The sequence below is a fragment of the Jannaschia sp. M317 genome (assembly GCF_025141175.1).
Lineage (GTDB): Bacteria > Pseudomonadota > Alphaproteobacteria > Rhodobacterales > Rhodobacteraceae > Jannaschia.
In genome coordinates this window covers 153,872-167,073 of record NZ_CP081155.1, presented here as the reverse complement: position 1 = coordinate 167,073, position 13,202 = coordinate 153,872, and the positions used below count along the sequence as shown (strand labels likewise).

15 protein-coding genes are annotated in these 13,202 nt (G+C 63.7%); all 15 read left to right on the top strand.

All coding sequences use genetic code 11. From position 1 onward, the window contains the following. The first annotated feature begins 329 nt into the window (after positions 1–329). The 15 genes from K3551_RS00900 (at position 330) to K3551_RS00830 (ending at position 13,091) form a co-directional block, all read left to right on the top strand. A complete protein-coding gene (locus tag K3551_RS00900; RefSeq protein ID WP_259916866.1) occupies positions 330–1,286 on the top strand; it encodes a tripartite tricarboxylate transporter substrate binding protein in 957 nt (318 codons plus the stop codon). Positions 1,287–1,346: 60 nt separating this feature from the next. Beyond that, positions 1,347–1,832, top strand: a complete 486-nt coding sequence (locus tag K3551_RS00895; RefSeq protein WP_259916863.1) for a tripartite tricarboxylate transporter TctB family protein — start codon at positions 1,347–1,349, stop codon at positions 1,830–1,832. Further along, entirely contained in the window at positions 1,826–3,316 is a 1,491-nt protein-coding gene (locus K3551_RS00890) for a tripartite tricarboxylate transporter permease (protein WP_259916860.1), read from the top strand. The genes K3551_RS00895 and K3551_RS00890 overlap by 7 nt, the downstream gene beginning before the upstream one ends. Then, positions 3,313–4,011 carry a GntR family transcriptional regulator gene (locus tag K3551_RS00885; protein WP_259916857.1) on the top strand — a complete coding sequence of 233 codons (699 nt, stop codon included), beginning with the start codon at positions 3,313–3,315 and terminating at the stop codon, positions 4,009–4,011. Before K3551_RS00890 ends, K3551_RS00885 begins: the two co-directional genes overlap by 4 nt. A 29-nt stretch (positions 4,012–4,040) precedes the next feature. Beyond that, a complete protein-coding gene (locus K3551_RS00880; RefSeq protein WP_259916852.1) occupies positions 4,041–4,574 on the top strand; it encodes a peroxiredoxin-like family protein in 534 nt (177 codons plus the stop codon). A 174-nt stretch (positions 4,575–4,748) separates the two neighbouring features. Then, positions 4,749–6,029: a sensor histidine kinase gene (locus K3551_RS00875; RefSeq protein WP_259916850.1), complete on the top strand. Its 1,281-nt coding sequence runs from the start codon at positions 4,749–4,751 to the stop codon at positions 6,027–6,029. Further along, a complete protein-coding gene (locus tag K3551_RS00870) occupies positions 6,010–6,744 on the top strand; it encodes a response regulator transcription factor (protein ID WP_259916847.1) in 735 nt (244 codons plus the stop codon). Before K3551_RS00875 ends, K3551_RS00870 begins: the two co-directional genes overlap by 20 nt. 164 nt (positions 6,745–6,908) lie before the next feature. Beyond that, positions 6,909–7,118: a 4-oxalocrotonate tautomerase family protein gene (locus tag K3551_RS00865; RefSeq protein ID WP_259916844.1), complete on the top strand. Its 210-nt coding sequence runs from the start codon at positions 6,909–6,911 to the stop codon at positions 7,116–7,118. Next, complete coding sequence (locus K3551_RS00860; protein WP_259916841.1) at positions 7,115–8,002, top strand: SMP-30/gluconolactonase/LRE family protein; 888 nt, start codon at positions 7,115–7,117, stop codon at positions 8,000–8,002. Before K3551_RS00865 ends, K3551_RS00860 begins: the two co-directional genes overlap by 4 nt. A gap of 60 nt (positions 8,003–8,062) precedes the next feature. Then, positions 8,063–9,265, top strand: coding sequence for an ABC transporter substrate-binding protein (locus K3551_RS00855; protein WP_259916839.1), 1,203 nt, complete (start codon positions 8,063–8,065; stop codon positions 9,263–9,265). Positions 9,266–9,359: 94 nt separating this feature from the next. After that, positions 9,360–10,250: a branched-chain amino acid ABC transporter permease gene (locus tag K3551_RS00850; protein WP_259916837.1), complete on the top strand. Its 891-nt coding sequence runs from the start codon at positions 9,360–9,362 to the stop codon at positions 10,248–10,250. A gap of 1 nt (position 10,251) precedes the next feature. Next, on the top strand, positions 10,252–11,175 hold the full coding sequence (locus K3551_RS00845; protein WP_259916836.1) for a branched-chain amino acid ABC transporter permease: 924 nt from the start codon (positions 10,252–10,254) through the stop codon (positions 11,173–11,175). Between the two features lie 2 nt (positions 11,176–11,177). Continuing rightward, positions 11,178–11,927, top strand: a complete 750-nt coding sequence (locus K3551_RS00840; protein WP_259916834.1) for an ABC transporter ATP-binding protein — start codon at positions 11,178–11,180, stop codon at positions 11,925–11,927. Next, a complete protein-coding gene (locus K3551_RS00835) occupies positions 11,914–12,618 on the top strand; it encodes an ABC transporter ATP-binding protein (RefSeq protein ID WP_259916832.1) in 705 nt (234 codons plus the stop codon). The genes K3551_RS00840 and K3551_RS00835 overlap by 14 nt, the downstream gene beginning before the upstream one ends. Before the next feature lie 17 nt (positions 12,619–12,635). Further along, entirely contained in the window at positions 12,636–13,091 is a 456-nt protein-coding gene (locus K3551_RS00830) for an OsmC family protein (protein ID WP_259916831.1), read from the top strand. Positions 13,092–13,202 lie beyond the last annotated feature (111 nt).

The following is a 13,202-nucleotide window of genomic DNA, read 5'->3' as shown; positions in this document are numbered from 1 at the left end:
GGGGCAGGCCACAATCATCCAACACCGGAGAGGCGAATCACCGGTCACCGCAACGGCCCGCTCGGGCCACCTCGGCATGCTGCAACTGCAAAGGGGCGGGGGCAAACCTACCTGTTTGTGCACACAGGGCCATATCCACGACCCGCTTTCGCGCCTGTCTGCTCGTCGAAGGTGAGCCGCGAATTGCTCATGCTTTCAGATGAATGCTCACGAATCGGGCGACTGAAAAACTGCTGCCACAATGCGCCTTTGCACCTGCGGCGCAGCTCCGGTCTTGACTGATCGGGTTTGGTATATCGTAATATATCACAGGATCAGAGGAGGAAATCATGGTTAAATTCCCGTTGCTTTTCGGCGCGCTCGTTGCCGCTATCGCCCCCGGCATGGCCTTGGCCGACTGGCCGGAACGTCCCGTGTCCATCATCGTGCCGGCCGGTGCCGGAGGGGGCACCGATTCAACCGCACGGATGCTCGCGGAGCGTCTGCAGGCCAGGTTTGGCGTGCCGTTCAATGTCGTGAACCAAGGCCAGGGCGGCGGCGTCGTCGGCATCACCTCCATCAAGGAGGCAGAGGCCGACGGCTACACCATCGGGGTGATCTACAACTTCGGTCACTACAAGCCGATGGGGCAGGCCGATTTCAACGTCGATGACTTCACGCCGATCGCGCAATACAACTTCGACCCTGCCGGCTTCCACGTCAGCGCCGACAACGACTGGGGGTCGATCACCGAAGCCCTGGACGCGATCAAGGCGGCGCCCGCAGATTATTCCATCTCTTGCGGCGGCGGGTGCGGTGGCTCCTGGCCGATCGCGCTGGCGACGCTGCTGAATGCCTGGGATGTCGACATGACCCAGGTGCGCATGATTGCCGGGCAGGGGGCTGCGGGGGCGTTGCAGGACATGGTTGCCGGTGGCTTCGATGTGGTGCCGTCTTCGGTGCCCGAAGCCGGGCCGCTGATCGACGCCGGTCGCGTCAAGGGCCTGGCCGTCTTCGGGGCCGAGCGTCTGGCCGCCTTCCCCGACATTCCGACGTTGAAGGAAGAAACCGGCCTCGACAACGCGCTGGGCGCCTGGCGCGGCGTGGTGGCCCCTGCCGGTCTGGACGCCGATATCGCCGCTCAGTTGGAGGCCGCGATGCAGGAAATCGTCGCCGATGACAGCTGGCGCGAGCAGATGACGGGTCGCGGCTTTGGCATCGAATGGAAACCGGCCGCCGACTTCGAGGCCTTCATGCGCGGCGAAGAGGACTCGGTGCGCGAGATCGTGGGTATCCTCGGTCTGTAAGGCTCTGGGCGCGCGCGGGGGCATCCCCCGCGCGCGCCTCATTTCTGCGGGAGGCGGATCATGAAATTCGACGATGGGGTCAACGGGCTTCTGGCCGTTCTGGGGGGCGTGGGCATGGTGCTTTATGCGCGGACCCTGCCGGACATGGCCCATATCGACTACGGTCCGGGCTTCTTTCCGATGCTGGTCGGCTGGGGGTTGATCCTGGCAGGCGGCACGCTGATCGGGCGGCGTATCCTGTCCGGCGGTGGGGCGGTCGCGGGGCTGATTGCCTTTCGCGGGCGCGGTCGTCAAAGCCTGATCGGTTTTGCCGTCGTTCTGGGGACGGTGCTGGCCTACGTCCTGCTGGTCGACACGCTGGGCTTTCTTCTGACCGCTCCGATTCTATTGTTCGCGATGGTCTGGTGGTTCGAGCGCAAGCCGATCCGCGCCGCCGTGATCGCCGTTGTGGGCACTTTCGTCTTTCACAGCTTCTTCTATCAGATCATGTCCGCGCCACTGCCCTGGGGCCCGTTGAAGCCGTGGTCGGGGGTCCTGACATGGTAATGCTCGACGCGCTCGCCCTGCTGTTCGATCCGCAGACGATTCTGGTGATGCTGGCCTGTGCGGTCTACGGGTTGACCGTCGGCGCGATCCCGGGCTTCACCGCGACCATGGCCGTGGCCCTGCTGGTGCCGGTCACCTATTTCATGGATCCGGTGCCTGCGCTGGCCGGGGTGGTCACGCTGGCCGCGATGGCGATCTTTGCGGGTGACATTCCTGGTGCCTTGTTGCGGATGCCGGGCACGCCCGCCTCTGCCGCCTATGCCGACGAAAGCTATCAGATGGCGCGGCGCGGCGATGCCGAAACGGCGCTGGGCATGGGGCTGATTGCATCTGCCATTGGCGGGGTGTTCGGCGCGCTGCTGCTGTTGATCGCGGCCCCCGCGCTGGCCGAGGTCGCGCTCAAATTCTCCAGCTTCGAGTATTTCTGGCTGGCTTGCCTGGGGCTGGTCGCGGCCATTGCCGCGACGGACGCCCATCCGGCCAAGGGGGCCATCGCGCTCTTTATCGGGCTCAGCATCGGGATGGTCGGGTTGGACCCGGTCATGGGGCAGCAAAGGTTTACCTTCGGCTCGTCCGACCTGATCGGGGGGCTGGGCTTCATTCCGGTGCTCATCGGTCTGTTCGCGGTGTCCGAGGCGCTGCGATACGGCATCGAACCGGTTGGCCGCCCTGAAATGTTGCCGATGAAGGTCGGCTCGATGTTCCGGGGCATCTGGGGGCACGTTCGGCGGCTGAAATGGTCCATCGGACGCGGGGCCGGCATCGGCGCGATCGTCGGCGCGATCCCCGGGGCGGGGGCCGATATCGCGGCCTATATCTCCTATGCGGTAGCACGCAAACTGTCGCCCAACGGCTCGAAATTCGGCACCGGCACGGTGGATGGCATCGCGCCTGCGACGGCGGCCAACAACGCCTCTGTCGGTGGTGCACTGATCCCCGCGACGGTCTTCGGCATTCCCGGCGACAGCCTGACGGCGGTGATCATCGGTGTGCTCTACATGAAGGGGCTGAACCCCGGGCCAACCGTCTTCATCATGCAGCCGACGCTGCTTTATGCGATCTTCTTCGCGTTTCTTCTGGCCAATATCATCATGGTGCCCTTCGGCTTCGGGGCCATCGCGCTGTTCCGCCGGATCCTGTCGGCCCCGCCGGGTGTGGTGATGTCGCTGGTTGTCCTGGCCTGCATCGTTGGTGCCTTTGCGGTTGAAAACACCACCTTTGCCGTCCTGGTGATGCTGGGGGCGGGTTTGCTGGGCTTCTACATGGAAGAAAACGGCATCCCCCTTGCGCCCGCCATTCTGGGCGTTGTTCTTGGGCCGATCCTGGAATCGACCTTTCTGACGTCCTTGGCCAAAGCACAGGGGAACTACATGGAATTCTTCTCTCGCCCGCTGGCTGGATCACTGGGGGCCGTAACCCTGTCATTGGTCGTCGTGCCGCTGATCTGGGGCGCGGTGCGCAAACGCCGGGCACCGGCCGCATGAGCGCGGGGACGGGCAAACACTCCGACAGCGCCTACAAGGAGCTGGAGGAAAAGATCGTCACGCTCCAGATCGGGGCGGGACAGATGGTGACCGAGCAGGAGCTGTGCACAATCAGCGGTTTCGGGCGCACCCCGGTGCGCGAAGCCGTGCAAAAGCTGGAAAGGGACCTGATCGTCTCGGTCATCCCCCGGCGCGGCGTCCTGATCGAACCTGTCGACGCGCAGCGCGCGCTTATGACCCTGGACGTGCGTCGCCGGTTGGAGCCGTTCCTGACCGCGCGCGCCGTGCAATACGCCGAGGAGGTCCAGAAATGGCGCTTCCGCGATTTGTCCGAACGGATGCAGGCAACGGCCGAGACCGGCGATACCTTTGAATTCATGCGTCTCGACCGGGAATTGAACGGACAGGTGGCGCAGGCCGCGCGTCATGACATTGCCTGCAAGATGGTGTTCCCGTTGCACGCGATCTCGCGCCGGATCGGATACCTGTTCGCCATCAAGAAGGGGCGCGGCCCCGGAGAGGCGGTCGCCACCCACTCGGCCCTGGCCGAGGCGATTGCCGCAGGCGACGAAGCCGCCGCGATGGCGGCGCTGGAAACAACCTTCGACACCTCGGCCCATACGGCCTTGCAGGTCGAGGCGATGATCAAACGCGGCGAAATCCGCCCCGATGTTGCCCTCAGCCAATCCGCCTGAGGCACAAAGCCCCCATACCGGAGACAAAGATGATCCTACCCCGCAAGCAGACACCTGACCTGACCGTTTCCCTCGTGGGGGGCGGGTCCTTTACCCTGTCGCAGGAGCAGAACGCCCGAGGCACCCTGGTCTGCGTCTATCGCGGCCTGCACTGTCCGCTCTGCGCCACCTACCTCAAGGAGTTGGAGCGTCTGACCCCCGACTATGCCGAACGCGGCATCGGCACCGTCGCGCTGTCCACCGACCCGCAGGACCGGGCCGAGGCCATGGCCGACAAGATCGGGCGCAACAGCCTGCGGCTGGGCTATGGCCTGTCCATCGAAGAGGCGCGGGACTGGGGCCTGTATGTTTCGACCTCGCGGGGCAAATCCTCGCTCGGGATAGAAGAACCGGCGCTCTTCGCAGAACCGGGAATTTTCCTCGTGCAGCCGAACCGCGCGCTCTACTATGTGTCGATCCAGTCGATGCCGTTCGTGCGGCCCAGCTTCAAGGATCTGCTGACGGCGGTCGATGGTGCCATGGCCGCCAACTACCCCGCCCGCGGCGAAGTCGCCCCGGCATGAGAAACCCTGCGGGACCCCGTCTTGCGGGTTCCCGCAGATGATCTGCGTGTTTCCCGCTTCGGCCCCTGTGGTCAGGGGGTTAGCAATGTCCCCTTACTTCGAAGGCAGGGGTGGCACGTGGACAAGACAGAGAGAAAGACACCGCCCAACCCCGCAGGAGCCTATCGTACCCCGATGCCCAGCCCCGACGAAACACTGACCTGTTTCCTGTCGATCGCCCGCGCGATTGCCGGTCCGACCGACTATGAGCTCGTGCTGGAAAACTTCGCCGCCCGCCTGCGCGGTCTGATCTCGCATGATCACCTCGACATTGTCCTGTTGCACCCCTCCGGGACGCAGATCTGCTACGAGGCGCGTCTGCACACCAACTGGAGCCGTGAGGACAGCCCCTCCATCGCCACCGAACGCAGCCCGATCCGGGCCGTCCTGCGTGGCGATCTGCCCTTCATGTTGACCGACGACGCCTGGACCGACGCGCGATTCCACTTTCCCGGTTCCGACAGCAAACCGCTGTTCGATGCCAATCTGCACAGCCGGATCGTCGTTCCCCTGCGCGTGCAGGGGGAAATCACCGGTTCCATGGCGATTTCCAGCCACCAGATCGGCGTTTACGATCAGGATCTGGTTGTGCTCGCTCAGGGGGCCGCCGACCTTGTCTCCGCCTATCTGTTCGCGCTGGAACGCGGCAAGGAGGCGCGCGACGCCGCCGTCGCCGAAAGCGAGGCGCGGGGCCGCGAAGAGGCGCTTCGCCTTGGGGCCCTGCGCCTGACCGAAGGCATGGAGCGGGAGCGGCAGCGTCTGGGGATGGATCTGCACGATCAGACGCTGGCCGACCTGGCCCGGATCAAACGCCGCCTGTCGCGCATCGCCGCGACCCTGCCTGAGGGCAGCGAGGATGAGCTGCGGGCCATCGAAGCGGAGTTGGAGACCTCGCTCGACGACGTGCGGCACATCGTGGAGGATATGCGCCCCGGCGTGCTGCAGCTGTTCGGCTTCACCGAAGCGGTGGAGGCGCATCTGCAACGGGCCCTCGCCAACATGGCCCGCCGCTTCAGAACTCGGGTGACCGATCGGACCGACGGCCAGATCGACAGCCTGCCCGACACCGTGCGCACCGCGGTTTTCCGTATCGTGCAGGAAGGCGTGAACAACGCCTTCAAGCACAGCGGTGCCAGTTGCATCGACATCGACATCGACAGCAATCCGCTTTGGCTGCAGATCACGATCACCGACAACGGCAGCGGGATCAGCGATGACGACCTGCAATCGGCCAGTGGCATCGGCACGATCCGGACCCGCGCCAGCCTGATCTCGGCCGATGTGACGATCCAGTCGCGCAGCCCGGAATCCGGCACCATCCTGCGCATCCTTATGCCCTATGCGGCCGCGGTCGAGCCCAGTCTCGCCGCCGCCCCCCTGACCGGAGACACCCGCCATGCGCCTGCTCATCGCTGAAGACGACAGTCTGCACCGGTCCTTTCTCAAGACCGTGACAAAGGGCGTCCTGCCGGACCTGACCCAGTTGGAAGAGGCAGCGGACGGGGCCCGCGCGTTGGAGCTTTTCTCCCAGGATCCGTTCGATTCGGTCATCCTTGATTTGCAGATGCCCCATGTGACCGGGGTCGACGCCGCCAAGGCGATCTGGTCGCGCAGCCCGAAAACCCGCATCCTGTTCTGGTCGAACTACGCCGAAGAGGCCTATATCCGGGGCATCACCAAGATCGTCCCGATCGACAGCGTCTATGGCTACGTGTTGAAATCCGCGCCCGAAGACCGGCTGAAACTGGCGATCCAGGGCGTGTTCCTGTCCGACCAATGCGTCATCGACCGCGAAGTCCGCGGCGTGCAGCAACGCGCCAGCGACCGCGTCACCTCGCTGACGGATATGGAATATGAGGCGCTGATCGATCTCAGCCTTGGCCTGACCGACAAGGCTATCGCTGCGCGCCGCAACGTGTCGCTGCGCGGGGCGCAAAGCAGGCTTCAGCAGCTATACCTGAAACTCGGCCTCGATAAGGGCGATATCCCCCGTCATGCGTGGGGGCCCAGCTACAACTCGCGCACCCGCGCGTTGTCCATCGCGCTGTCGCGCGGACTGCTCAATACCAACGCCATCAAGCAGGAGGAGGAGCGTCTGCAAAGCTGGATGGGGCGACAGACAGCGGTATAATCATTTTACGACAAAGCCTTGCGGGAACCCGCAAGGTTAATGCGGGGCACCGCTCAGGCTTTGCGCATTGTCACGGATACGTGGCCGCACCGCTCGCCTAGCCTTCGATCAACCACCCGGCCCCGCCATGGCGGACCAGGTGCGAGACAAGGGAGAGAACTGAGATGCCATTCGTAAACATTCGCATCGTCAAGGAGGTCATTGCCCATGACCCCGAGGGCATCAAAGCCAAGGTGAATACCGCCGTCACCGATGCGATCAGCGACGCGGCGGGCATCCCCAGGGAAAACGTCTGGGTCGTCTTCGAAGAGGTCGCCGAGACCGACTGGTTCGCCGGCGGCGTCCGCGTCAAAGAGCTTCGGGCCGAGTCATGAGCGTCGAAATCCGCGACGAACGGTTTCGGGATGTCATCGGTGACGATTGCGTTCTGGAAAAGCTGGGCACCGGTTTCGACTTCACCGAAGGTCCGATCTGGCACCCGGTCGAAAAGCACCTGACCTTTTCGGATATGCCCGGCAATCACATCCGCCGCTGGCACCCCGATGGCCGGATCGAGACATTCCGCAAGCCGTCCGACATGGCCAACGGCAATACCTACGATGCGCAGGGCCGCATGGTGACCTGCGAACACGCCACCAGCCGTGTGACCCGGACCGAACAGGACGGCACGATCACCGTGCTGGCCAGCCACTACAACGGCAAGGAGCTGAACAGCCCCAACGACATCGTCGTGCGGCGCGACGGGTTGATCTATTTCACCGATCCGACCTACGGACGGCTTGATTACTACGGGGTCGAACGGGACTGCGAGCTGGATTACCAGGGCGTCTATGTCGTGACCCCGGACGGCGAAACGCTGACCTGCCTGGCCGATGATTTCGGGCAGCCGAATGGTCTTTGCTTCTCGCTCGACCACTCCAGGCTGTTCGTCAACGACACCGAGCACAAGCACATCCGCTGCTTCGACGTGGCCGCAGATGGCGGTGTCACGGGCGGCGACGTCTGGACGGAACTGACCGGCGACAAGCCCGGGCATCCCGACGGCATGAAGATCGACAGCGCCGGCAATCTCTACTGCACGGGGCCGGGCGGGGTGCATGTGGTCACCCCCGACAAGACCTGTCTCGGCGTGATCGAGATGGAAGAGTTCACCGCGAATTTCGCCTGGGGCGGCGACGACCTGAAGGAGATGTTCTTCACGTCATCCACCTCGCTCTACCGGACGAAGACCAGGACGGCGGGGCTGCCGCTGTTCTGATCGGACCGGCGGAGGAGGACCCGCCGGAGCCCGATACACAAACCCATGGGAGGACATGAAATGTCTAAGAAACTTACCACCCTCGGTGCGGTTGCCGCGCTGACGACCACCGCGCTGGTCCCGACGTTCGCGATGGCCGACGACAGCGAGGTCCGCATCGGCCTGCTCTATCCGACGTCGGGCCCCTGCCAGATCTTTGGCAGTTTCGCTCTGGAAGGCACCGAAATGCTGGTCGAAGGCATCAATGCCAATGGCGGCCTGAACGGCAAGCCGGTCGTGCTGGTGCACCGCGATTCCAAATGCGACCCCTCCGAGGCGACCGCCATGGCGCGCGAATTGATCGCCCGCGAAGAGGTCGACTTCCTGATCGGCGGCGTCAGCTCGTCCGAGGGACAGGCGATTTCCGCCGTCGCCAAGCAGGAAGAGACGATCTACATCGCCGCCATTCCCAAGACGACGCAGATCACCAACGCCGAGAACTTCCACAAGTACGTGTTCCGCGCCGCGGCCAACACCAACACCGAAGGTAAGTCCGCCGCGATCCTGGCCGACCGTCTGGGTCTGGACCGGATCTGCACGATCCTGATGGATTATTCCTACGGCCACTCCCTGGACGAGGCGTTCTCGGCCCATATCGCCCAGATCCGTCCGGGTGCGGAAATCGTCGCCCAGGAATGGCCCAAGAACGGCACGACCGACTATACGGCGCATATCACCAACCTGATGGCCGCCGGCTGTGACGGCGTGTTCTCGGGCATCTGGGGCGGCCTGTTCCCGGCCTTCGCCAAGCAGGCGGCACCCTTCGGTTTCTTCCAGCAGGTCGAATACATCACCGCCGGTGAAGTCGGTTCGCCCGAAATCGCCGAGCAGATGGGTGCCGACATGCCCGAAGGCATCTGGGCCAACTCCTACGAGGTGTTCTATTTCCCGGAAACGCCCGAGCACCTGGAATTCACCGCCGCCGTGAACGAACGCCTGGGCGTCGATCACGCCCCGTCCTGGCCGGTGACCGGCTATGTCTCGGCCAAGTTCCTGACCGAGGCCATCGCCAAGGCGGGCACCGACGAGACGGACGCCGTGATTGCAGCCCTCGAAGGGCTGACCATCGACACCCCGATCGGGCCGCAGCACATGCGCGCCTCTGATCACCAGGCCAACCGTGGCCAGTTCTGGGGCAAGATGGTCCAGTCGAGCGATGCGGCCTACCCGTACCGGCGCATGGACCCGGTCGAGTACATCCCCGCCGACGACATCATGGACTGACTGTTCCTCCCTTCGGCCGGCCGTGCGTCCGGGGCATCTGCTCCGGGCGCGTTCCCCGGTCGGCCGACTTTTTTGGAAACACGGGACCAGGTGAATGTTCAACAATCCAATGCTTCTCTTCATCCAGCTGCTCAACGGCGTCTCCCTCGGGATGAGCCTGTTCATCATTGCAGCCGGACTGACACTTATCCTTGGCGTGCTGCGCGTGCTGAACTTTGCCCATGGCGCGTTCTACATGCTGGGCGGCTACGTCTGCTTTTCGCTGGTGGGCTGGCTTTCGGGCTTTCCGGGCGGCTTCTGGTTCGCGGTGCTCGGCTCGGCTGCGGCGCTGGCCGTCTTTGCCTACGGGGTAGAGCGCACGATGCTGCGCCATCTCTATGACCGCGACCATCTCTATCAGCTGCTGTTTACCTTCGCGCTGGTGATGATCATCGGGGACCTGGTCAAGGTCACCTGGGGCACGCAGGTTCTGTCGGTATCGTTGCCGCCCGGCTTTACCGGGGCCACCGATCTGGGGATTGCCTGGTATCCCACCTATCGCCTTCTGCTGTGCGTCATCGGCGTCGTTGTGGCCCTGACCATGTGGTATTTCGTCAACCGCACCCGCGCAGGCCGTTTCGTGCGCGCCGCGACGCAGGATCGTGAGATGCTCGAAAGCCTCGGGATCAATGTGGGCCGCATCTATCTGCTGGTCTTCGTCGCCGGATCGGCCCTTGCGGGCTTCGGCGGGGCGCTTGCGGCACCGGCCATCTCGCTCTCGGCGGGCATGGATGCGGAAATCATCGTGCAGTGCTTCATCATCGTCATCATCGGCGGTCTGGGCAGCCTCGGCGGTGCCTTCCTCGGTGCCCTCATCCTCGGGCTGCTGAACTCCTTCGGAGTGATGCTGCTGCCCGACTTCGAAATCGTGCTGGTCTACCTGGTGATGGTCGTCGTTCTGATGGTCCGCCCCTGGGGCATTCTCGGCAAGCCGGAGGCGAAGTGACATGATCACGAAACGTAACCTTATCATTCTGGCCGCGGTCGCAGCCGCGCTGGCGCTGGTGCCCCTGTTTGGCGGTCTGTTCCTGGTCTACCTGACGACCGAGATCATGATTTTCGCGCTCTTCGCGCTCAGCTTCAATATCCTGCTGGGCTATGGCGGCCTGATCTCTTTCGGCCATGCCGCCTACTTCGCGATCGGGGCCTATGCCTGCGCGGTCTTGCTGACCACGCTGGGTTGGCCCTTCATCCTGGCCTTCCCGGCCTCGGTCCTGCTGTCGGGCGTCTGTGCCCTCGTGATCGGCTATTTCTGCGTCAAGCTGACAGAAATCTACTTCTCGATGCTGACGCTGGCTTTCGGGATGCTGGTCTGGGCCGTGGCGTTCAAATGGGTCGCGGTGACCAATGGCGACACCGGGTTCATTGGCGTGGCCGTGCCGACCTGGCTGGATGAACCCGTGCGGTTCTTCTACTTCACGTTGTTCATGCTGGGCCTGTGCGCCTGGGTCATGTGGCGGATCGTGAACTCGGCCTATGGCTTCACGCTGGTCGCGACCCGCGAAAACCGCAACCGGGCCGAATTCATCGGCGTCGATGTGCGGCGCATCCAATTGGTCGCCTTTGTTCTGGCGGGGACCTTTGCCGGACTGGCCGGGGCGCTGTTCACCATGTTCAACCACGCGGTGTTCGTGGAATCCGCCTGGTGGACGCAATCGGCCGAAGTGATGATCATGACCATCCTTGGCGGCTTCGGGTCCTTTGTCGGCCCGGCGGTGGGGGCGGCGGTGCTGATCCTTCTGGACCGCTTCATCACCGAAATCACGATCTACTGGCCGACCGTTCTGGGGATCATCCTTTTGCTGGTGCTGTTCTTCATGCCCGACGGGATCATGGGCGTCACCACCAAGCGCGCGGAGAAGAAGAAATGAGCATGTTGTCGATCAAAGACCTCGGCATGAATTTCTCCGGGTTCCAGGCGCTCAACGGCATTCACCTGGACCTGGAGGAGGGCGAGAAACACGCGATCCTCGGCCCCAACGGGGCGGGCAAGACGACCTTCTTCAACTCGATCACCGGGCAGTTGATGCCCACTGCGGGCAAGGTCCACTACAAGGGCGAGCTGATCACGGGCAAATCCCCCAGTCGGATCGTCAAGATGGGGATCGCGCGGTCGTTTCAGCGCATCAACATCTATCCCAAGCTGTCGGTGTTCGAAAACGTGCAGGTCGCGTTGATTGCGGACAAGAACCTGATGTTCAACCTGTGGTCTCCGGGGGCGACCCTGTTCCGCGAGGAAACCGCCCGCATGCTGGATCTCGTGCGCCTGACCGAAGAGGCGGACACCACCGCCGGCCTCATGTCCTACGGCAAGCAGAAGCAGCTGGAACTGGCCATCGCCCTGTCGTCCGAGCCGGACCTGCTGCTGCTGGACGAGCCGACGGCGGGCATGTCGCCGCAGGAAACGCTGGAATCGATCAAGCTGATCGGGGACATCGCCTCGCGCCGCAAGCTGACGCTTCTGTTCACCGAACACGACATGCAGGTGGTCTTTGCCATCGCCGACCGCATGTCCGTCCTGCACCACGGAGAGCTGATCGCAACCGGCAGCCCCGAAGAGGTGCGCAACAACGCAGAGGTCCGCCGGATCTATCTGGGGGGGCACGCCGATGACGCTGCTTGACGTATCAGGAATCCACACTGCCTACGGCATTTCCGAAGTCCTTTTCGGCATCTCGATCAGGGTCGAAGACGGCGAATGCGTGGGCCTGCTGGGCCGCAACGGCGTGGGCAAATCCACCACCATGCGGTCCATCAACGGGCTGACGCCGCCGCATTCCGGGTCGGTCAAGTGGAAGGGGCAGGAAACCCTGGGGATGGAAACCTACGATATCGCCCGCCTCGGCATCGGGTTCGTCCCCGAAGACCGCCGCGTCTTTCCCGAACTCACGGTTTGGGAAAACCTCGACATCGCACGCCGGTCGCGCGGCAAGGCCGACGAATGGGACGAGGCCAAGGTCTATGCCCTCTTCCCGGAGTTGGAGACCTTCAAGGAGCGCAAGGGCGGTTATCTGTCCGGCGGGCAGCAACAGATGCTGACCATCGCGCGGTCGCTCATGGGCAACCCCGACATCCTGCTGCTGGACGAGCCGTCCGAGGGGCTGGCCCCGCTGGTCGTCGACAAGCTGCGCGACCAGATTGCCTCGCTCAAGGCGGGGGGGCTGTCGCTGGTCCTGGCCGAACAGAACCTCGAATTCGTCCTGTCGCTCTCGGACCGGGTCTACATCCTGGAAAAGGGCGAGGTGAAATTCGAGGGCAAACCGCAAGAGGTGCGGGACGATCCCGACCTCGTGAAACGCTACCTTACCGTCTGATTTCAAGGAGACACGCAATGGCGCATGTCATGCCCGACCTGTTCAAGATCCACGTGGGCGGCGGCTCCGAGACGGCGGCAAAGACCGTCCTCACGGCACGCGGCCACCAGGTCATCACCGATGAGCCCAAGGAAAGGGGGGGCACCGATCTGCATGCCACCCCGCTGGAAACGATGCTGTCGTCGTTCCTGGGCTGCACCAATGTCATCACCAGCTACGTCGCCGGTCTGATGAAGATCAAGCTGACCGACATGCAGTTCGAGCTGACCGGCCACTTCGATACCCGCGGCGTCTTCGGCAAGGCCGAGGTGCGCAAACCCTTTCCCAAGATCGAGTTGCGGGTGATCCTGACGACCGACGCCACCGACGAACAGATCGCCCAACTGCGCGATACGGTGGCCGAAAAATGCCCCGTTTCCGTCATCTTGCGCGAAGCGGGCTGTGATATCGTCGAAAGCTGGGAACGGGCCTGACGGCCCATGCACGGTGCCCGTCTGCCAGTTGGCACCGTGTGTCCCAAACGGGCGGGAGGGGGCGATGCCCGAGTGTGCACCCCTCGGTGCGGGTTCGCGGTCCCTGTCACT

Bases quoted from the DNA above. Each gene is read 5' to 3' on its own strand.
- K3551_RS00850 (WP_259916837.1), top strand. From the start codon at position 9,360: ATGTTCAACAATCCAATGCTTCTCTTCATCCAGCTGCTCAACGGCGTC.
- K3551_RS00870 (WP_259916847.1), top strand. From the start codon at position 6,010: ATGCGCCTGCTCATCGCTGAAGACGACAGTCTGCACCGGTCCTTTCTC.
- K3551_RS00840 (WP_259916834.1), top strand. From the start codon at position 11,178: ATGTTGTCGATCAAAGACCTCGGCATGAATTTCTCCGGGTTCCAGGCG.
- K3551_RS00845 (WP_259916836.1), top strand. From the start codon at position 10,252: ATGATCACGAAACGTAACCTTATCATTCTGGCCGCGGTCGCAGCCGCG.
- K3551_RS00860 (WP_259916841.1), top strand. From the start codon at position 7,115: ATGAGCGTCGAAATCCGCGACGAACGGTTTCGGGATGTCATCGGTGAC.
- K3551_RS00895 (WP_259916863.1), top strand. From the start codon at position 1,347: ATGAAATTCGACGATGGGGTCAACGGGCTTCTGGCCGTTCTGGGGGGC.
- K3551_RS00835 (WP_259916832.1), top strand. From the start codon at position 11,914: ATGACGCTGCTTGACGTATCAGGAATCCACACTGCCTACGGCATTTCC.
- K3551_RS00830 (WP_259916831.1), top strand. From the start codon at position 12,636: ATGGCGCATGTCATGCCCGACCTGTTCAAGATCCACGTGGGCGGCGGC.
- K3551_RS00885 (WP_259916857.1), top strand. From the start codon at position 3,313: ATGAGCGCGGGGACGGGCAAACACTCCGACAGCGCCTACAAGGAGCTG.
- K3551_RS00890 (WP_259916860.1), top strand. From the start codon at position 1,826: ATGGTAATGCTCGACGCGCTCGCCCTGCTGTTCGATCCGCAGACGATT.
- K3551_RS00900 (WP_259916866.1), top strand. From the start codon at position 330: ATGGTTAAATTCCCGTTGCTTTTCGGCGCGCTCGTTGCCGCTATCGCC.
- K3551_RS00855 (WP_259916839.1), top strand. From the start codon at position 8,063: ATGTCTAAGAAACTTACCACCCTCGGTGCGGTTGCCGCGCTGACGACC.
- K3551_RS00875 (WP_259916850.1), top strand. From the start codon at position 4,749: ATGCCCAGCCCCGACGAAACACTGACCTGTTTCCTGTCGATCGCCCGC.
- K3551_RS00865 (WP_259916844.1), top strand. From the start codon at position 6,909: ATGCCATTCGTAAACATTCGCATCGTCAAGGAGGTCATTGCCCATGAC.
- K3551_RS00880 (WP_259916852.1), top strand. From the start codon at position 4,041: ATGATCCTACCCCGCAAGCAGACACCTGACCTGACCGTTTCCCTCGTG.